This is a genomic window from Nakamurella sp. (genome assembly GCF_044224575.1).
In the GTDB taxonomy this organism is placed as follows: Bacteria; Actinomycetota; Actinomycetes; order Mycobacteriales; family Nakamurellaceae; genus Nakamurella.
Window position 1 is genome coordinate 1 of sequence record NZ_JBGAKE010000020.1, and the last position, 19,198, is coordinate 19,198.

A 19,198-nucleotide genomic window follows, 5' to 3' on the forward strand; every position below is an offset into this window, starting at 1 on the left:
AGAACCCCACTCCGTGCCAGGATCGAAGTTGCCGGATCTGCCGGACGGTGTCGCGTGGGAGGAGCCGGATCACTGATGGCCGAACAGGTCGGGTCTGAATCCGAAGTCGAACGGACCCTGGGCACATTGGCCACGCTGAACCCGGCCTACGCACTCGATCACGAACCGCAGCCGCCCGAGCCGCCACCGATCACCATCGACGATCTCTACCGGTCCCACCGCATGCAGATGGTCCGGATGGCGATCCTGCTGGTGGACGACATGGCCAGCGCCGAGGACGTGGTGCAGGAGGCGTTCGCCGGGCTGTACCGGAACTGGGGCGGGCTGCGCGACCGCAATGCGGCGATCGGCTATTTGCGCACCGCGGTGGTCAACGGCTCCCGATCGATGCTGCGGCGCCGGCGCACTGCCCGGGCGTACGTCCCGCCGGACCCGGGCACCGCCCGGTCCGCCGAGTCGCTGGCCCTGCTGTCCACCGAGCATCAGGCGGTGGTGTCCGCCCTGGGCGATCTCGCGCCTCGGCAACGGGAGGTGCTCGTCCTGCGGTACTACGGCGGCCTGTCCGAGGCGGAGATCGCCGAGGCCACCGGACTGTCCAAGGGCACCGTGAAGTCCACCGCGAGCCGGGCGGTGGCCAAGCTCGGGGACATCATGCGGTCGACCCACTCATGACGCAGGGCGTCCGAGCGAACCATCGGCGCGGTCATCCCGGGGCCCGTTCCGGGGCGACCGAGCTCGCGAGGCGCCCCGGCAGGGACACGGGATACGTGAGCGAGGCTTGCCGAGCGAACCATCGGCACGGTCATCCCGGGGCCCGTTCCGGGGCAACCGAGCCCGCGAGGTGCCCCGGAAGGGACACGGGATACGTGAGCGAGGCTTGCCGAGCGAACCATCGGCACGGTCATCCCGGGGCCCGAAGGGACCCGGGATGACCCAGGGGCCTCCGCATCCGGGACAGCCGCCCGGGTCGGCCGACGATTCCCGCGCCGAGCAGGTGCTGTCGCAGGCGCTGAAGGCGATGGCCGGCGGCCAGGCCTCGCCCAGCGGCACCGGCGGCCGGGCCTCGCTGCGGCTGTCCACTGCGCAGTTGGTGCTGCTGGCCGCCATCGTCGGACTGCTCGTCGGCATCGGCGTCGGTCTGCTCTCACTACTGCTCTGACCGGATCAGGCGTGCCCGCCCGTCGTGGTGGCGCCTCGCTCCGCGAGTCCTCCCCGCGCGCGCCCGGTCCGCGCCCGCCCCCTTCAGCGCCGAATGGCTCGAAGTGCCCGCTCAGCGGGCTCTTCCTGCCCATCGACCCGGCTCGGCTTGGCGCGGGCGACTGGCCCGGCGTGGTCAGCCGCGACGCCGGGATCGCCGAAGCGTCGCCGACATCTCCAGGATCTCCTCGACCGCGCCGTCCAGGTCGTCGCGCAGCTGCCGCGGGGTGTAGCGCAGGACCGTCCAGCCGGCCAGGGCCAGCGCGTTCTGCCGCTCACGATCGGAGTGGTAAGCCTCGGCCTGTGAGTGCACCGTCCATCCGTCCACCTCGACGCACAGCTTGATGTCCTCGACCGCCAGGTCCAACCAGTACCCCTGCTCCGCGCCCACGCGCACCCGTACTCCCGCCGTCCACCGCTCCCGGCCGTCCCGGAGCAGGGCGTGCAAAGCGAGCCGCTCGGGTGGTGACACCCCGCCGTCCTTGGCAGCAAGCAGCAGCCGACGAGCCGCCGCCACCCCTCGGCCGGACCCACGCCGGTCCAGGGCGCGCTCCAGGGACCAGATCGATGTGCCGCGCTGGAGCGCGGCATCCCGGATCTCTTCCGCGTCGGATTCGCCGGCGCTGTCGAGCACGGTCCGGGCGCGATGGGTGACCGGCAGCCCGCGGACGACCGTCCGGTCCGCCCGGTCCAGCCGGGTGCGGACCACCTGGACGCCACCGGACCGCTCATGTCCCCGCCGAGGCGGCAGAATGACGACCACCCGGGCAGCGTTGGTCGTGGTGAGGCCGTGCCACCACGCAGCCGACCGGCCGGCGATCACGGCGTCGGGACCGAGCCGCAGGACGACCGCCCGCAGTCGCAGCTCCGGGGTCAGGGGGGTCGTCGCCGGCCGGTAGATCCCCGGTAGGACCGGAACGATGTCACCCGCGGTCACCCGGCGGGCAATCGCCGACGCGCTCACCCTCAGTTCGAGGAGCTCGCGTCGGCTGATGACACCGCCGTGGACGACCAGCAGACGCTGGACCGCCGGATCGAAGCTCGACATCCTCCGATGCTCGCGGCCCGATCGAGCACGTCGCCCGGGAAATCGTCGAATGTGGATAAAAATCGGACATGTGGACGAGAGGACGGACGACGTCCCCGCGCGACCCGTGGCCGCCACGACCTGCCCACGGCGAACGGCTCGAACTGCCCGCTCAGCGGGCACATCAAGCCAGTCGCGCCGGCCGGGTCGGGCGCGGGACGAGGCGCCGGACGAGGCGCAGCGCGCCGACGGGCTCAGCGGGCGAACATCGACCCCGGGTTGAACAGGTCCTGCGGATCCAGGGCCCGCTTGATCGCCCGGTGCACGTCCATCGCGACCGGACCGGCCTCGCGGGCCAGGAAATCCTGCTTGATCCGGCCGATGCCGTGCTCCCCGGTGACCGTCCCGCCCAGCGCCCGGCCGGCGTCCAGGATGCGGCCGAAGGCGTCGGCCGCCCGGCGCACCTGATCCGGGTCGGCGGCGTCATAGACGATCGTCGGGTGCATGTTGCCGTCGCCGGCGTGCCCGACCACCCCGATCGTCAGGTCCACGTCGTTAGCGATCTCCGAGCAGGCGTGGATCAGCTTGGCCATCTCGGTCCGCGGCACGGAGACGTCGTCGGTCAGCCAGGTGCCGAGCACCTCGAGGGAGGTGAGCACGAGCCGGCGGGCCTGCAGCAACAGCCGCCCCTCGGCCAGGTCGTCGGTGACGTACAGGAAGGTCGACCCGGCCTCCGCGCAGACCCGCTCCAGCTCGTCCATCTCCCGCCGGGCGACGCCGGGGCCCGCATCGGACTGGCCGATCAGGATCGCCGCCGGGGTGTCGCCGTCGCCCAGGATGCTCGATCCGGTGTACGCCTCAACCGAGGAGATGCAGGTCGCGTCCATGATCTCCAGCAACGACGGCACCAGCCCGGCCCGGATCGCCGCGGACACGGCGGCCCCGGCGCTCTCGGTGTCGGCGAACGCGGCGACCATCGTGCAGGGCGCGGCCGGCTTGGGCCGCAGCGCCAGCGTGGCCTCGGTGATGATCCCCAGGGTGCCCTCGGAGCCGATGATCAGCTTGGTCAGGTCGTACCCGGCGACGCCCTTGACGGTTCGCCGGCCGGTGCGCAGCACCTCCCCGGAGGCCAGCACCACCTCCAGGCCGAGGACGGCGTCGGTGGTGACCCCGTACTTCACGCAGCACAGGCCACCGGCGTTGGTGTTCAGATTGCCGCCGATGGTGCACCAGTCGTAGGACGACGGATCCGGCGCGTAGAACAGGCCGCGGGACTCGACCTCGGTGCGGAAGTCCAGGTTGACCACCCCGGGCTGGACCACCGCCAGCCGGTTGCCCTCGTCGATCTCCAGGATCCGGTTCATTCGCGTCATCACCACGGTGACGGCGCCGTCGACCGCGTTGGCCGCTCCGGTCAGGCCCGAGCCCGCGCCGCGCGGGACGATCGGCACCCCGGCGGCCGCGCAGGCCTTCACCACGGCCGCCACCTGGGCGGTGTCGGTCGGGAACACCACGGCCAGCGGAATCCCGGACGGGGCCAGCGGCATCATGTCCCGGCTGTAGGCGGCGGTGATGTCCGGATCGGTCTGGAGCTGATCCGGCCCGACGGCCGCACGCAGCGCGTCGATGAGGGTCGAGGCCCCGTTCGGGCTGACCGCGGTCGGCGCATCGGTCGGCACCGTTGCCGCGGACGTCGCAGTTGCGTCCATCGCTCGACCGTAGCCCCGGACCCCGTCCCGCCCCCACCGATCGACTTGCCTCATTCGGCTCGCTGAATCGATTCCGGAGGGACCGAATACGGCAAGTCGGCCAAGGGAGGGCCGAACCCGACCGGCTCGGATCGGACCGGCCGGAGCCCGGGAGGAATCCGCGGGCACCACGGAGCAACCCGCCGGCACCACCGAGCAACCCGCCGGCACCACGGAGCAACCCGCCGGCACCACCGAGCAACCCGCCGCCGATCCGCTGCGTCCTCTGCATGGCGACCGGTCTGCGTGTGCACCCGGGGACCCGGCCGGTGGACGACGCTGTGGTCGCCGTCTCGCCGCACATCAATCACACAGGTTGCCGACGTGGTGGCCCGTACCCTGGAGAATTGTGACGACTACCTACCTCGCGCTCCTGCCCGGTTGGCTGAGTCCGGAAAACCTGATCAACAACATGGGTGCCTGGGCCGTGCTCGGCATCATGCTGATCATTTTTGCCGAGTGCGGCATTCTGCTCGGCTTTTTCCTGCCCGGCGACACGCTGCTGTTCGTGTCCGGCCTGTTCATCGCCAGCGGCGCGATCGACATCAACCTCTGGCTGTTCATCGCCCTGGTCTCGCTCGCCGCATTCGTCGGCAACATGGTCGGCTACTGGATCGGCTACAAGATCGGTCCACCGGTCTTCAACCGGCCCAATGCCAAATTGCTCAAACGCGAATACATCGACAAGTCGGCGGCGTTCTTCGACAAGTACGGCAAGGTCACCATCGTGCTGGCCCGGTTCGTGCCGGTGGTCCGCACGGTCGCGACCGTGATGGCCGGCGCCTCGAAGATGAACGTCAAGATCTACACCCTGTACTCGGCCATCGGCGGTGTCCTCTGGATCGCCTCCGTCACCATTGCCGGCTACTTCCTCGGGCAGTTCGGCTTCATCCGCGACAACCTTGACCTCATCGTCATCGCCGCGGTCGTCGTCGTGATCTGCGCGAGCGCGTTCCCGGCTGTCGCCCACTGGGTGGCCAGCCGGCGGGCGAAGCAGGCCGCCAAGGGTGAAGGTCCCGGACAGCCGACCATCGAGCCCGCGGCCGAGTGAGTCCCGCAGCATGGAATTGCAGTTGAGCACGATTCAGAGCACCGCACCCTGGATCCTCATCGCCATCGCCGTCGTCGCGGTGGTCGCCGCGATCCTGATCAAGAAGATCGTCGGCAAGATCATCGTGCTGGTCCTCGCGGCCGTGCTGATCTTCGTGGGTTGGCAGCAGCGGCAGCACGTCATCGACTTCGCCAACGGGGTCAAGGACGAAGCCTGCGGTCAGTCGGTGACCTTCCTCGGGGTGGACGTCGCGATGCCGGCCGACTGGTGTCAGCCGGCCTGATCGTCGGGCCCGAACGACCACGCGGTCGTCAGGTCGGCGTGCTGCCGGATCCAGGCGTGCATCGCGATCCCCGCGGCCACCCCGGCGTTGATCGATCGGGTCGAGCCGAACTGGGCGATGGACACCGTGACGGCCGCGCCGTCCCGGGCCCCGTCGCTCAGTCCGGCCGACTCGCCGCCGAACAGCAACAAGCAATCCCGCGGCAACGGCGTGGTCTCGATCGGCACGGAACCGGGCAGGTTGTCCACCGCCACCACGGTCAGGCCAAGGTCGCCGGCGGCACCGATCAGCGAAGCGATATCGGGATGGTGCCGCAGGTGCTGGTACCGGTCGGTGACCATCGCGCCGCGCCGGTTCCAGCGCTTGCGGCCGACGATGTGCACCTCGCGGGCGGCGAATGCGTTGGCCGTGCGGACGACCGTGCCGATGTTCGCGTCGTAGGCGAAGTTCTCGATCGCCACGTGCAACGGGTGGCGCCGCTCATCCAGGTCGGCGACGATCGCCGCACGCCGCCAGTACCGGTACCGGTCGACGACGTTGCGGGTGTCCCCGCCGGCCAGCAACTCAGGGTCATACCGGTCGTCGGTCGGCCAGGGCTGGGGGTGCGGTCCGACACCGACCGGCGCCGCCGTCCATTCGGTCGGGCCCGGCTCGTCGATCGACTCGCTCACATCGGGGGCAGGCCGAGGTCGTCCAATCCGAGCAGGAAGCGATACTCCAGCCCGGCGTCGGCGAAGACCTGGTCGGCGCCGGTCTGCCGGTCCACGATGGTGGCCACCCCGACCACGTCGGCGCCGACCTCGCGGAGGGCATCGACGGCCGTCATCGGTGAATTGCCGGTGGTGGTGGTGTCCTCCACCACCAGCACGCGCCGCCCCTGGACGGCGGGACCCTCGACCTGCCGTTGCATGCCGTGCGCCTTCGCTTGCTTGCGCACGACGAACGCATCCAGCGACCGCCCGGGGGCATGCATCATCGACGTGGCCACCGGATCCGCACCCAAGGTCAGGCCACCCACGGCCTCGAAGTCCCAATCGGCCGTGAGCTGTCGCATCAGGCGACCGATGAGCGGTGCCGCCTCATGGTGCAAGGTGGCCCTGCGCAGGTCGACGTAATAATCCGCCTCTCGTCCCGACGAGAGCGTGACCCGGCCGTGCACCACGGCCAGTTCGCCGACCAATCGGGCCAACCGCCGGAGCAGCTCGACGTCGGGGACGGGCGCTGACTGGATCTCGGTCACCCGGTCAGGGTGTCACAGCGACCGTCAGGTGAAGATGCTCACCCCGCCCGGCCCGACCAGCAGGCCGACCACGATCAGCACGATCCCCCACAGCAACTGTTTGCGAATGATCGCGAAGATCCCGGAGACCACCAGGATCACCGCCAGAATCCACAGCACGAACGCCATTGTCTTCTCCTGTCCAAGGCCCGCTCCGGGCCCACGGGTGGGCCGGTACCCGCGCCGGACGTCCCGGAAACGCACGTCCGCCCGTCGCTCCGTCCAGGTTTGGTCATCGACCCGGTGGGGTACCCCCTCCAGGAAGCTCCCACGATCGGGTGGGGCATGCCGGCAGGAGCCGGCGATCAGGAGGGACGAACCGAAATGACGATGGGCGATCGGATCAAGCACGGCGCTGAGGAAGCGGTCGGCAAGGTCAAGGAGGCCACCGGCAAGCTGACCGGCAACGAGGAACTCGAGGCACGGGGGCAGGCCGAGCAGGCCAAGGCCAACGTCAAGCAGGCCGGCGACGACGTCAAGGACGCGGCGAAGGACACCTTCGGCTCCTGAGGCTGACCGCCTCGAGAACCGTGACGCGGCGCTCCCCCGGACACCGGGGGGCGCCGCTTCTCGTTTCATTCGGGTATGTCCTGGGTCAGGTACGGCCCTTGGACTTGACCCGCGCGGCGGCCCGACGAAGCCAGGGCCGCGGAACCACCCGGGTCGCCAGATAGACGCCCTTGTACAGCGCTCCGGGGATGCTGAGCACTCGATTGTGCCGCAGGTCGTCCAGCGATTCCCGCACCAGGAGGTCGATGTCCACGTAGGCCCACCCCGGGGTCGTTGACATGTCGATCTTTGCCCGATCGTGGAACTCGGTCCGCACAAATCCCGGGCACAGGGCCTGGATCCGCACGCCGGTTCCCTGCACCGCCATCGCCATCGCCTCGCTCAGCGACACCACGAAGGCCTTGGTGGCGCCGTAGGTCGATCCGCGACCCGGCACCAGGCCGGCCGTCGACGCGACGTTGATGATGCCGCCGTGCCCTCGGGCGATCATCCCCGGCAACGCGGCCCGCATCAGCAGCATCACCGCCACCGAGTTCAGCTCCACCTGCCGCTGCAGGTCCGCCGGCTGGGCCTGCAGGAACTCGACGCCCAACGTGCCGCCGGCGTTGTTGATCAGGAGGTCGACCGGGTCCACCGAGGCCGCGAGCCGCTCCGTCACCCGGTCCCGTTGGTCGGGCTCGGTCAGGTCGGCGGTGATGATCTCGACCGTCGGCGCACCCATCCCGATCAACTCGGTCCGACGGTCGGCGAGCCGGGCCTCGTTGCGGGCGACGAGCACCAGGGAGTGGCCGGCGATGGCCAGGTGCCGGGCGAACGCATAGCCGATTCCGGACGTCGCGCCGGTGACGAGTGCGATGGGCATGCCAGCGACGGTAGCCGGACCGCACCGGGAGCCTCGATGAACACCGGACCGCACCGCCGACCCGAGGCGCACGGGGCCGCGCCCGGCAGCCGGATGCCCCCTGGCCGGCGCCTCACACGCGCAGGACGATGCGCCCGATGCGATCCTGCGAGCAGGCTCTGGGCCAGTCCGCACGGCACGACCCTGGAGCAGCCATGGCAGCGATCGACGACCTGACCGAGCTGGTCGAACGGGCGGCCGCGGCGGAAAAGTCCGCACTGGCCGCCAAGTGGAAGGACCGTGGCGACGTGGCGGCGACCGTCCGGCGCGTGCGCAAGGCCGCCGAGGATCAACGCGAGGCGATCCGACTCGACGGCCGCGGCACCGACCGGCTCTCGCCGCGGTGGGCGGACCTTCGGCAGAACTATCTCGATCTCGGCGCCCAGCCGGAGATCGCGCCGACAGATGAGCCGGGCGGCGACGAGGTGACGCATGCGGCCGCGGCCCAGGCCGAGGCCGACGCGATCGCTGCCGTCGGGGTGGCCCGGGTCGCGCTGACCGATGCCGCCCTCGCCGTCCTCCAGGCCCGGCTCGCCCGGATCGACGCCGGGGAGGACGCCGTCGATGCCGCGGCCATCGACGGCCACGTGCCGCTGGCCGGCCGGAATCCGGTCAGCCGCCACGGACCGGCGCTGGCCGGCGGGCTGCTCGGCGAGATCCGGTACATCGTCAACCGCAAACCGCGGAACACGATGAAGAGCCTGGCCATCGCACTGGCCCTCGGTTTGCTCTACCTCGGCTGGATCCGGCTCTTCGACTGGGACCAGGACAAGCAGTGGCTGCCGTTCCTCGGACTGTTCGTGCTGTCGGTGGTGATGGGTGGCGCCGTCTGCATCAACGCGCTGTCCTTCGACGCGATGCGCGTGCGCGCGGCGCTCGACACGGGCCAGCGGCTCTGGCACCTGTTGGTGATCAAGAACCTTGCCCTGCTGTGCCTGGTGGCCCCGATCGGCTTCGTGATCAGCGCACTGATCGCCATCACCTCGGGTGATTGGAGCCGATTCGTCAATGCCCTGGTGCTGACGGTGTGCTTCATCCTGTTGTGGCTGGGCGTGGGCAACGTCGTCTCGATCGCCATCCCCAGCCGGGACGAACCCATCCTCAAGCGTAAGCAGTCGGGCAGTCTCAAGCAGTTCCTCATCGCGTTCGCCGCGTCGTACGCGGTCGGCTACCTGGTCAACATCATGCTGATCTGGCGAGCCTTCGCCGCGCGGGACCTGGCCGCGAAGCTGGGCGAGCAATGGCTCCCACTCATCTTCCTCGTGGTTTCCTGCGTCTCCATGTGGATCCTGCTCACCGTCTTCGCGGTCGCGCTGTCCCAGCAGCCCAAGGTGCGCCGGCTGCTACAGCGCGAAATCGCCGACTACACCAACAACGCCGAGGCACGGGCACTGGAGAAGGAGGCCGCCAAGGAGGCGGCGAGCCGTACGGAACGCGAACCCGCCGCCACCTGACTCGCGCCCGTTCAGGTCGGCCCCTTTGTTCAGCCCATCGTCTTCTGGCCGTCGATGGTCTCCCGGATGATGTCCGCGTGACCGGCGTGCTGCGCGGTCTCCCCGACGAGGTGGATCAGGACGCGGCGCACCGACCGGGTCGCCCCGGGTGCAAACCAGGGCGCCGGCGGCAACGGGTAGGCGACGTCGAGGTCGGCGGTGGCGGCCAGTTCGTCGGTGCGGGCAGCCACCGTGTCGTAGGCGGCCAGCACATCGGCCAGGGTCTCGTCCTCGCGGAGCCGGAAACCGTCCGCGTAGTCGGCCTCGGCGTTGTCCCCTCCGGCCATCGACTCGGGTGCGCCGGTCGCGAAGTCGTACCACCCCTGCTCGGTGGCGCTCACGTGCTTGATCAGCCCGCCGATGGACAACGCGCTGGCGGTCGGGGTGAGCCGGGCCTGCTCGTCGGTGAGCCCCTGCGCGGTGAACTTGAGGAAGTAACGCTGGGTCTGCAAGGCCTCGAGCAGGTCCTGCCGCTCCTGGCTCAAGGTCCTGGTCTCGGTGGTCTCGGTGCTGGTCATGTCGCGCCCTTCCGGTCGGCTGCTGGTCACAGGCCCCACCGTAGGGTCGATAGAGGACAAATTCGGACCGCTATCCGACCCGTCAGCGCCTGATGCCCGCGGTCGCCTACGACGCCGGTCCGCCCTCGGGGGCCCGGGTGACCGGCGCCGGAACCTGGTCCCGCCTGCGGGCGACGATCATCGAGTCGATCCGATCGCGGGCGGCCACCAGGCGCGCCAGCCTGAGCTGTTCCAACTCGCCGGCCGGGCCTTCCGTGATCTGCTGCAGCGTCTCGTAGTCCGCGACCGCGTCGAGCACATTCACCAGCGGTGAATGCGGCGGCACCGGGTGCAGGCCACGACCCGGTGTCCAGACCAGTCCACCCGCTCCGGCCGCGACGCCGGCGAACACGATCGCGGCCTGCCGATCGCGACGCCGTGGGCGCACCCGATAGCGCAAGGTAGCTCGGTCGCGGTCGATGCTCAGCACCTCGATCTCGAGCGCGGCCGCGAAGATCCCGGTGGGGTCGCCGATCACGGTCGATTCGCCCGTCCGGAGGTCCGGTCGCGGACCACCCGGGGCCGACACGGCCGCCGGGATCAACTCCGAGCAGGCGTTGCCGGCGATGGGGTGGACCCCCCGCCGATGGAGGAGCACACACGGGCGCGGAATCGCCCGATCCCATCGGTCCGGAATCCGAAACTCGGCGTAGATGGGTGAACCGTTCACCCGGAAACGAGCGGCCAGAAAGCCCGGCAGGTCCCGCCGGTGCAGCGGGCGCAGTTCGACCGAACCGGTCGCGGCCGCCGGATCGATCACGCGAGTGGGGTCCAACCAGCCGACGAGGTCGAGGTTGGCCGCATTCAGTCCGGGTCCCACCGTCAGAAACGGGATATCCCGGGTCGGTCCCTGTCCCGACGACGCGAGATGGACGCCGTCATAGGCGCTCATGATGTCCCACGGATCGCCGTACTCGGCGGCCGAGTCCTGCGCGCGGGAGTGATTCAAACCGAGGTTGTGGCCGACCTCGTGCGCCACACCGGTGAGGTCGATCGAGAACGGCGGCCCGGCCGGATCCCAGTTCACGACCGTCCGGCCCGGCGATCCGAAGTAGTCGACCGGTTGGTTGAACACGCAGATCACCCGATCGTCGAACTCGGCGAGTGAGGACTGAACGGGCTGGCTCAGGACCCACCCCGCGAACGCCGCCCGCGCCCACGCCACCAGGGTGTCCCGATAAGTCTGATTGGCGTAGTCGCCGGCAACCTGGTCCGCCATCCCCGGCGGATCGCCGGCCGCCTCACGCTCTGCGTGCTTGGCGTCATAGGCCTGCCGGTACACCGCACGAATGTCGGCGATCGAATGGCCGTAGTCCATCCAGCCGAACACCTGACTACGGCCGAGGTCGACCTGTCCGAGGGACATGTCGACGAAGTAGTCGACGAGGTTGCCCGTGCCGCGGCCGGCGTTCGTGAACAGCCGCTCGGTGTATTCCCGTGCGGGCTCGTCCGGCGCACCCGGCACCCGCAACAACAGGACGGCCATCCGCATATCCACCACGAGGCCTCCCTCACGCCCGACCCTTGGAGGACAAGTGTCGCCGGGGTCCGGCGGGTCGGTCGAGTGGTTTTCGTCCCGACCGGCCCTGCCGTCCCGACCGTGACATCGCTGCGGCGCGCTGGGATCTGACGAGGTTCCCGACGCGCTCAGTGCGCCAGCGACGCCGAGAGCTGGCCGAGCAGGTCGAGCGCCGCCTCGGCGATCACGGTGCCCGGGCCGAAGACCGCCGCCGCGCCCATCTCGCGCAGAGTCGGCACGTCGCCGGGCGGGATCACCCCGCCGACGACGATCATGATGTCCGGCCGGCCGAGTTCGGCCAGCGCGTCGCGCAGCGCCGGCACCAGCGTGAGGTGCCCGGCGGCCAGCGAGTTGACCCCGACCACGTGCACGTCGTTGTCGACCGCCTGCTGGGCGACCTCGGCCGGGGTGGAGAACAGCGGGCCGACGTCGACGTCGAAGCCGAGGTCGGAAAAGGCTGAGACGATGACCTTCTGCCCGCGATCGTGCCCGTCCTGACCCATCTTGGCGACCAGGATGCGCGGGCGCCGGCCCTCGTCCAGCGCGAACTGCTCGGTCGCGGCGAGAACTTCGGCGACCGCCGGGGAATCGCCGGCCTCGGCTCGGTACACCCCGGTGATGGTACGGATGTGCGCGGTGTGCCGGCCCCAGACCTTCTCCAGGGCGTCGGAGATCTCACCAACGGTGGCCTTCGCCGCCGCGGCATCGACGGCCAGGGCGAGCAGGTTGTGCGCCAGGTCGCCGGGCAGCGGGTCGGCGCCCGCGGCCGCAGTGAGGGCCGAGAGGGCGGCGGCCACCGCCCGCTCGTCCCGCTCCGCCCGTAACGCCTGCAGTTGGGCGATCTGCGCCGCCCGGACTGCCCGGTTGTCGACCTTGAGCACGTCAAGGGGGTCTTCCTCGTCGACCCGGTACCGGTTGACACCGACGACGGCCTGGGCGCCGGCATCGATCCGGGCCTGGGTGCGCGCAGCGGCCTCCTCGATGCGCAGCTTGGGGATGCCGGCCTCGATCGCCTTGGCCATCCCGCCGGCGTCCTCGACCTCGCGGATGTGCTGCCAGGCCCGGTCGGCCAGGTCGTGGGTGAGCTTCTCGACGTAGTACGAGCCGGCCCACGGATCAATGGTTGCAGTGGTCCCCGATTCCTGCTGCAGCAGCAGCTGGGTGTTGCGGGCGATGCGGGCGGAGAAGTCCGTGGGCAGCGCGATGGCCTCGTCGAGCGCGTTGGTGTGCAGGGACTGGGTGTGTCCCTGGGTCGCGGCCATCGCCTCGATGCAGGTGCGGGCCACGTTGTTGAACGGGTCCTGGGCGGTCAGCGACCACCCGGAGGTCTGCGAGTGCGTCCGCAGGGAGAGCGATTTCGGATTCTTCGCGCCGAGGCCGGCGACGAGCCGGGACCAGATCGCGCGGGCCGCCCGCAGCTTCGCGATCTCCATGAAGAAGTTCATGCCGATCGCCCAGAAGAAGGACAGCCGAGGGGCGAAGCGGTCGATGTCCAGGCCGGCGGCGACGCCGGTGCGCAGGTACTCGAGCCCGTCGGCCAGGGTGTAGGCCAGCTCCAGGTCGGCCGTGGCCCCGGCTTCCTGCATGTGGTAACCCGAGATCGAGATCGAGTTGAATTTGGGCATTTTCGCCGCGGTGTAGGTGAAGATGTCGGAGATGATCCGCATCGACGATGCCGGCGGGTAGATGTAGGTGTTGCGGACCATGAACTCCTTGAGGATGTCGTTCTGGATCGTCCCGGCCAGTTGCTCCGGTGGCACCCCCTGCTCGGCGGCCGCCACGATGTACAGCGCGAGAATCGGTAGCACGGCGCCGTTCATCGTCATGGACACACTGATGTCGCCGAGCGGGATGTGGTCGAACAGCTGCCGCATGTCGTAGATGGAATCGATGGCCACACCGGCCATCCCGACGTCCCCGGCGACCCGGGGGTGGTCCGAGTCGTAGCCGCGGTGGGTGGCCAGGTCGAACGCGACGGACAGCCCCTTCTGTCCGGCGGCGAGGTTGCGACGGTAGAAGGCGTTCGACTCCTTCGCGGTAGAGAAACCGGCGTATTGCCGGATCGTCCACGGTTGGGTGGTGTACATCGTCGGGTAGGGGCCGCGCAGGAACGGCGGCAGCCCCGGGTAGGTGTCCAGCGCGTCCCGACCGGTCAGATCGTCAGCGGTATAGCGTGACTTGATCTCGATACCCTCTGGGGAGAGCCAGAAGCCCTTTCCCGCAACCAATTCGGGCGTCGCCGCGGTCGAGTCGACCAGCGGGTGATTGCTGAAGCTCTTCGGAACATTCATCGTGCCGCCACCTTCAGCAGAGCGTCGCGCACTCGACGCAGGAACTCGACGACATCCTGACCCACCGCGATGTGGTCGTCGATCAGCTCGGCCACCGCGGGTACCGGACGACCGGCCAGGACGATGCGTGTCGCGCCCGCGGCGCGCAGCCCGTTGATCACGTCCGCACCCCACTCGGCGTACCTGGCATCGGCGCCGACCACCAGCACCACCCGCTCGCCGTCATAGGACGCGACCACGTCATGGACGCTCTCGGTGCGTCCGGCCGATCGCGCGACGATGCCGCCGGCGGACAGCAGGTTGGTGACGAAGGCGGCGCGCGCGGAGTGCTCGGCGACCGTTCCGAGGGTGGCCAGGAAGACCGGATCGGCCGGCGGCTCGTCCCGCATCGCCTCGAAATCCGCACCCCAGGAAGGCACCTCGGGCGGCGCGGGCCACGGCACCCGGGCCGGCAGCGTCTCGGCCGGGTTCGGGAACTCGCTGACCCCGGTGAGCGGGCGGCGGCGGGTGGCGACCTGACCATGGCGCCGGGTCGCGGTGTCGGTCCAGCCGGCGCGCAGCGATCCGTCACCCAGCGCGGCCAGTACCCCGCCGGCCCGGTCGATGGTCAGGAACCGGTCCCAGGCGGCCTCGGCCAGTTCGTGGGTCAGCATCTCGATGGCGTAGGCGCCGGCCGACGGGTCGGCCACGGCGGCGACATGCGACTCCTCGATCAGCAACGCGGAGATGTTGCGGGCCATCCGCCGGCCGAATGCGTCCGGCACGCCGAGCCGCATGTCGAAGGGCAGCACGGTGACCGCGTCCGCGCCGCCGACCCCACCCGCGAACGCGGCGACGGTTGTCCGCAGCAGGTTGACCCAGGGGTCGTACCGGGTGGTCATCGGCAGGGAGGTGACCGCGTGGATGCTCGCGGTGGCCGGGGTCGCCCCGGACAGCTGCCCGATCCGGGACCAGAGCACCCGGGCCGCACGGAGTTTGGCGATCGAGGTGAACTGCTCGTCGGTGACGGCCAGCCGCAGCTCCAGCAATCCCAGGGCCCCGTCGATGTCGAGCCCGGCGGCCTCGAAGGCCCGCAGGTACTCCACCCCCGCCGCCACTGTGTAGGCGAGTTCGTCGACGTCACCGGCGCCGCGATCGTGCGCGACGGTGCCGTCGGCGACGAAGCCGCGGACGCCGAGATCGGTGGCCAGGGCGAGCACGTCGGAGATCCGGTCGGCGACGTCGGCCGGATCCGGCACATCGCCGGATCGGGCGAGCCGGCCGATCGGGTCGGCGCCCAGGCCGGTGCCGGCGGCGGCGCCGTCCGGGGCGGCCGAGATGACCTCGGCGAGTGCCGTGGCCGCCTGCAGACCGGTGACGCCGGCGCCGGCGCTCACCACGACCGGGGCCAGGTTCAGGTGCACGCCACGCAGCGCTGCCGGCAGGTCGGCGGGGGCGATGCCCGGTCCGCCGACGGTCAGCCACAGCGAGGTGGCCCCGCCCTCCAGCTCCGTGATCGCGGCGGCCGCGGATGCCGAGGGGTCCTGGTCGAACAGGGCGGCCCGGACGTCCCAGCCGGCCGGCGCCCGGCCCGGCGTCGCGATCGACAACGCTTGCCCGGCCGACCGTTCGGCGGTGCCCAGCGGGGGAACGGTCAGGCCGTCGATGGTCGTGCGGGCCAGTGCGGACCACACCTGCGCCGGGTCGGCGACCGGCCGCTTCATCCGGGCCAGGACGGCGGCGGCCGCCTGCTCCCATTGCTGCGCGGTGACGTCGTCAACGGCCAGTCGCAGCGGGATCTCCTCGTTGAGCTCGCTCATTTGCGGATCATATGGCCGCACTCGGGGCCGGGTCTCCGTTCAGCGGGACAGATCACACTCGGTCTCAGTGGGTGACACTCGGTCCCGGCCAGGAGTTCGCCGACTCGCCACACGTGCAGGTTCCGCCGGGCTGCGAACCTGTGTTTCTGGCGAGTCGGCAGTCAAGACCCGGCTGCCGAGCGACAACCCGAGGTTGACGATTGCCGACCGTCAACCTATGGTTGACGCATGACAGTCCCACCCATCCCGCAGGCTCCCCGGCTCGACGAGCTCATCTCCGCCATCACCTCGGTGCACGACGAGCCACTGGACCAGCTCTCCGACGCGGTACTGGCCGCCGAACACCTGGGCAACGTGGCCGACCACCTGATCGGTCACTTCGTCGACCAGGCCCGCCGCTCCGGCGCGTCGTGGACGCAGATCGGGCACAGCATGGGGGTGACCAAGCAGGCCGCCCAGAAGCGATTCGTGCCCAAGCCGCCCACGCTGGACCCGCAACAGGGTTTTGACGCCTTCACCCCACGCGCTCGGAACGTGATCATGGCCGCACAGGACGAGGCGCGGACCCTCGACGACGACGAGGTCCGGCCGGCCCACCTGGTGCTCGGCCTGCTGTCCGAGCCCGCCGCCCTGGCCGCCCGAGCCCTGGCCGACCAGGGCGTCACCCCGGAGGCAGTGAGAGCCGCCGCCCTCGCATCGCTTCCGTCCGGGCCGGGCCCGTCGCCGGATCCGATCCCCTACGACGCGGGCTCCCGAAAGGTCATGCAACTGACCTTTCGGGAGGCACTGCGGCTGGGCCACAACTACATCGGCACCGAGCACCTGCTGCTGGCCCTGCTGGAGTTCGAGGACGGCGACGGGGTGCTCGCCGGGCTCGGGGTGGACAAGCTGCGGGCCGAGGGCAACGTGCAGGCCGTCCTGAGCGGGATTGTCACCGGCTGAGCCCGATTCGCCGCCGACTCAGACTCGAACCTCCTGCACGTGATCGTCGTCGCCGCCCGGCGGCATCGCGGTGACGCCAGCACCTCGAAGCTCGACGCTCTGGACAATCCAGTAGGCACCGAAGATCACGATCACCACGAGTTCCAACGCCAGTACCAGATGGGACCTCCCCCAGAAGAGCCCCGTCGTGCCCAGCAGAGCGACCACCATCGCGACCGCCATCAGACGATAGACCAGGCGATAGTTCGTACCCTTGCGATCCCAGGCCGGGCGCCGGTCGGAATATGCGTTGAACCACATCACGAGGACCAGACCGATCACCATCGTGACCGCCGCGATGCCGTGACTCTTGGCGACGAAGTCGTCTCGTTTGAACAGGAAGAGCATGAGTTCGGCCACGGGCACGACGATGCACGACGGAATCACGAATCGGCGCCATCCCGTGGCCGGACGATCGGCCGCTCGGGCGGGCACCTCTCCGCGCTTCCATCTGAGTGCCAACAGCACCAATCCCGCCACCACACCGACTGCAAGCAAGGAGACGATGTTGTTGAGCACCGCGTCCGCGTTCGCCTGCGCCGACCTTTGAATGACGTTCGCACCGCAGTTGTTGTCCTCGCCGGTCGGCACGATCGCAACCACCAAGGCCATGAACCCCGAGAGATTCAGTACGGCCTCCTCCTCGCCCGACTCGCCCTGATAGGCGATCAGCGCCGCTCCGAGCGCGAACAGGGAGCCGATGAAGACGGCCTGGACCGGTGTGTAGTAATAGGCGCTGATCGACGTGAGAACGCACGTTGCCTGCCAAGCCTGGAAGGCCACCGAAATCACCAGCAGCAGCAGCACTGCCACCATGACGGCGCGCAGGTATCGGTAAGTGATCCGGTACCGATCCAGTTTCGTGAGGCTTTCTGCCGTTGTGGACATGATGCTCCTTCCGGGGGGATCGCTCCTCGGACCGCAGAAGTCACGTCGCAAATACATACTTTGTCCGGATTCCGGCGCGGCCGGAGCGGCCGGCGCGGACGACCACCGCGAATGGTCGACCCGCGACTCCTCGGCCGATCGGGCTCGCACGGCGGACACCCGCGCGGCATGTGATCATCCGACGGTGAACGCCGACGACATCCGTCAGAGCTATCTGGACTTCATGGTCGAACGGGGGCATGTGGTCATCCCGCGGGCCCCGCTGATCCCGCGGGACGACCCGACAACGCTGTTCACCGGCAGCGGCATGCAGCCGCTGCTGCCGTACCTGCTGGGGGCGGACCATCCGGCCGGTCACCGGCTGACCGACAGCCAGACCTGTCTGCGCGCGCAGGACATCGACGAGGTCGGCGACAACCGGCACACCACGTTCTTCGAGATGCTCGGAAACTGGAGTCTGGGCGACTATTTCAAGGCCGAGCAACTCCCGCAGATCTGGGAGTTCCTCACCGTTCGGGTCGGACTGGACCCGAAGCGCCTCTACGTCACCTGCTTCTCCGGCGACCCCGCGCACGGCATTCCGAAAGACACCGAATCGGCGAAGATCTGGACGCGGCTGTTCACCGAGGCCGGCATCTCGGCCGAGCAGGTCGACCTGGACACCGAGGAACACGGTGGCGAGGTCGGCTCGCAGGGCGCGCGAATCTCGTTCTACGGCAAGAAGAACTGGTGGTGCCGGGGCGGCAGCGCCGACAATATGCCGGTCGGCGAGCCCGGCGGACCCGACTCGGAAATGTTCTATCTCTATCCGCAGATCGAGCATGACGTCGCGTACGGCGCGCACTGTCACCCCAACTGCGACTGCGGCCGGTACATCGAGATCGGCAACTCTGTCTTCATGGAGTACGGGCGTACCGAGACCGGCTTCGACCCGCTGCCCCGACGCAACGTCGACTTCGGTGGCGGGCTGGCCCGGATCGCCGCCGCGTCCATCGACACCCCGGATGTCTTCCGCATCAACCTCCTGTGGCCGATCGTGGCCAAGCTCGAGGAGCTGTCCGGCCGCTCGTACGACACCGACACCGTGGCCATGCGGGTGATCGCCGACCACCTGCGCGGCGCGACGTTCCTGGCCGTCGACGGCGTGCGACCCAGCAACAAGGAGCAGGGTTACGTGATGCGCCGGTTGATCCGCCGGGCCGTCCGCTACGCGTTCGACCTGGGGCTGCAGCAGAACTTCTTCGCGCAGATCGTGCCGACCGTTTCCGGCATGTACACCGAGGACTACCCGGAGGTGGCGCAGCGGGCCGAGGCCGTCGTGGGAGTGCTGGTCAAGGAGGAGAAGGCGTTCCGCCGGACCCTGAACAAGGGCATCAGGCAGCTGCGCGGTTATCGGGACGGCGTCGGCGGTGACGAGCTGTTCGTCCTCTACGACACCTTCGGCTTCCCCGTCGAGCTGTCCACCGAGGAGGCCCGCCGGCAGGGCATCCCGCTCAATGACGGCTGGCAGGCCGGCTTCGAGGACAAGATGGCGGAGCAACGGGCCAGGTCGCAGGCCGCCACCCGGATGAAGGTCGGCTGAACCGCCGGCCGCGCTGCCGCGCCGATCAATTCGGCGAGTACCGCCCCGTTCGGGCTGGTACTCGCGGGATTGATCAGCGAACCCCGGCGGCG

The 19,198-nt window shown here is 69.7% G+C and carries 19 protein-coding genes; 8 read left to right on the forward strand and 11 right to left on the reverse strand.

Going from position 1 to position 19,198, the window contains the following annotated elements:
* Positions 1-75: 75 nt before the first annotated feature.
* Positions 76-672: a SigE family RNA polymerase sigma factor gene (locus ACILSK_RS19155; RefSeq protein ID WP_395728779.1), complete on the forward strand. Its 597-nt coding sequence runs from the start codon at positions 76-78 to the stop codon at positions 670-672.
* 256 nt (positions 673-928) lie between these two features.
* On the forward strand, positions 929-1,159 hold the full coding sequence (locus tag ACILSK_RS19160; protein WP_395728780.1) for a hypothetical protein: 231 nt from the start codon (positions 929-931) through the stop codon (positions 1,157-1,159).
* Between the two features lie 174 nt (positions 1,160-1,333).
* On the opposite strand, the gene ACILSK_RS19165 is transcribed toward ACILSK_RS19160, so the two are convergent.
* Both ACILSK_RS19165 and ACILSK_RS19170 read right to left on the reverse strand, forming a co-directional pair.
* Positions 1,334-2,245 carry a DUF559 domain-containing protein gene (locus tag ACILSK_RS19165; RefSeq protein ID WP_395728781.1) on the reverse strand — a complete coding sequence of 304 codons (912 nt, stop codon included), beginning with the start codon at positions 2,243-2,245 and terminating at the stop codon, positions 1,334-1,336.
* Positions 2,246-2,478: 233 nt separating this feature from the next.
* The gene (locus tag ACILSK_RS19170; protein ID WP_395728782.1) at positions 2,479-3,933 is read right to left on the reverse strand and encodes an FAD-binding oxidoreductase; all 1,455 of its coding nucleotides are present in this window, start codon (positions 3,931-3,933) and stop codon (positions 2,479-2,481) included.
* A 388-nt stretch (positions 3,934-4,321) separates the two neighbouring features.
* Between ACILSK_RS19170 and ACILSK_RS19175 the strand changes: the two genes are divergently transcribed.
* Positions 4,322-5,023, forward strand: coding sequence for a DedA family protein (locus ACILSK_RS19175; RefSeq protein WP_395728783.1), 702 nt, complete (start codon positions 4,322-4,324; stop codon positions 5,021-5,023).
* A 22-nt stretch (positions 5,024-5,045) separates the two neighbouring features.
* On the forward strand, positions 5,046-5,306 hold the full coding sequence (locus ACILSK_RS19180) for a hypothetical protein (RefSeq protein WP_395728784.1): 261 nt from the start codon (positions 5,046-5,048) through the stop codon (positions 5,304-5,306).
* Here ACILSK_RS19180 and ACILSK_RS19185 read toward each other — a convergent pair.
* From ACILSK_RS19185 to ACILSK_RS19195, 3 genes are read right to left on the reverse strand one after another with little or no spacing between them, the layout of a single operon-like run.
* A complete protein-coding gene (locus tag ACILSK_RS19185) occupies positions 5,294-5,977 on the reverse strand; it encodes a TrmH family RNA methyltransferase (RefSeq protein ID WP_395728785.1) in 684 nt (227 codons plus the stop codon). The genes ACILSK_RS19180 and ACILSK_RS19185 overlap by 13 nt on opposite strands.
* Positions 5,974-6,546 (reverse strand): orotate phosphoribosyltransferase, encoded by a 573-nt coding sequence (gene pyrE, locus ACILSK_RS19190; RefSeq protein ID WP_395728786.1) that lies wholly within the window; start codon positions 6,544-6,546, stop codon positions 5,974-5,976. The genes ACILSK_RS19185 and pyrE overlap by 4 nt, the downstream gene beginning before the upstream one ends.
* A 24-nt stretch (positions 6,547-6,570) precedes the next feature.
* The gene (locus ACILSK_RS19195) at positions 6,571-6,714 is read right to left on the reverse strand and encodes a GPGG-motif small membrane protein (RefSeq protein ID WP_395728787.1); all 144 of its coding nucleotides are present in this window, start codon (positions 6,712-6,714) and stop codon (positions 6,571-6,573) included.
* Positions 6,715-6,909: 195 nt separating this feature from the next.
* Here ACILSK_RS19195 and ACILSK_RS19200 point away from each other — a divergent pair, with 195 nt between their 5' ends.
* A complete protein-coding gene (locus ACILSK_RS19200; RefSeq protein WP_395728788.1) occupies positions 6,910-7,095 on the forward strand; it encodes a CsbD family protein in 186 nt (61 codons plus the stop codon).
* Positions 7,096-7,180: 85 nt separating this feature from the next.
* Here the strand turns inward: ACILSK_RS19200 and ACILSK_RS19205 are convergent, their stop codons facing one another.
* Positions 7,181-7,957, reverse strand: coding sequence for an SDR family NAD(P)-dependent oxidoreductase (locus tag ACILSK_RS19205; RefSeq protein ID WP_395728789.1), 777 nt, complete (start codon positions 7,955-7,957; stop codon positions 7,181-7,183).
* A gap of 194 nt (positions 7,958-8,151) precedes the next feature.
* Between ACILSK_RS19205 and ACILSK_RS19210 the strand changes: the two genes are divergently transcribed.
* Positions 8,152-9,450, forward strand: coding sequence for a hypothetical protein (locus ACILSK_RS19210; protein ID WP_395728790.1), 1,299 nt, complete (start codon positions 8,152-8,154; stop codon positions 9,448-9,450).
* Between the two features lie 29 nt (positions 9,451-9,479).
* Here the strand turns inward: ACILSK_RS19210 and ACILSK_RS19215 are convergent, their stop codons facing one another.
* From ACILSK_RS19215 to ACILSK_RS19230, 4 genes are all read right to left on the reverse strand, one after another.
* Positions 9,480-10,007: a DinB family protein gene (locus tag ACILSK_RS19215; protein WP_395728791.1), complete on the reverse strand. Its 528-nt coding sequence runs from the start codon at positions 10,005-10,007 to the stop codon at positions 9,480-9,482.
* Positions 10,008-10,113: 106 nt separating this feature from the next.
* Positions 10,114-11,547, reverse strand: a complete 1,434-nt coding sequence (locus tag ACILSK_RS19220; protein ID WP_395728792.1) for a hypothetical protein — start codon at positions 11,545-11,547, stop codon at positions 10,114-10,116.
* 146 nt (positions 11,548-11,693) lie between these two features.
* Entirely contained in the window at positions 11,694-13,856 is a 2,163-nt protein-coding gene (scpA, locus tag ACILSK_RS19225) for a methylmalonyl-CoA mutase (protein ID WP_395728793.1), read from the reverse strand.
* Positions 13,853-15,655, reverse strand: coding sequence for a methylmalonyl-CoA mutase family protein (locus ACILSK_RS19230; protein ID WP_395728794.1), 1,803 nt, complete (start codon positions 15,653-15,655; stop codon positions 13,853-13,855). Before ACILSK_RS19230 ends, scpA begins: the two co-directional genes overlap by 4 nt.
* A gap of 228 nt (positions 15,656-15,883) precedes the next feature.
* On the opposite strand from ACILSK_RS19230, the gene ACILSK_RS19235 reads away from it, so the two are divergent.
* Positions 15,884-16,597 carry a Clp protease N-terminal domain-containing protein gene (locus ACILSK_RS19235; protein WP_395728795.1) on the forward strand — a complete coding sequence of 238 codons (714 nt, stop codon included), beginning with the start codon at positions 15,884-15,886 and terminating at the stop codon, positions 16,595-16,597.
* Positions 16,598-16,615: 18 nt separating this feature from the next.
* On the opposite strand, the gene ACILSK_RS19240 is transcribed toward ACILSK_RS19235, so the two are convergent.
* Positions 16,616-17,524, reverse strand: a complete 909-nt coding sequence (locus tag ACILSK_RS19240) for a hypothetical protein (RefSeq protein ID WP_395728796.1) — start codon at positions 17,522-17,524, stop codon at positions 16,616-16,618.
* A gap of 184 nt (positions 17,525-17,708) precedes the next feature.
* Here ACILSK_RS19240 and ACILSK_RS19245 point away from each other — a divergent pair, with 184 nt between their 5' ends.
* Positions 17,709-19,106: an alanine--tRNA ligase-related protein gene (locus ACILSK_RS19245; protein ID WP_395728797.1), complete on the forward strand. Its 1,398-nt coding sequence runs from the start codon at positions 17,709-17,711 to the stop codon at positions 19,104-19,106.
* The last annotated feature ends 92 nt before the right edge of the window (positions 19,107-19,198 follow it).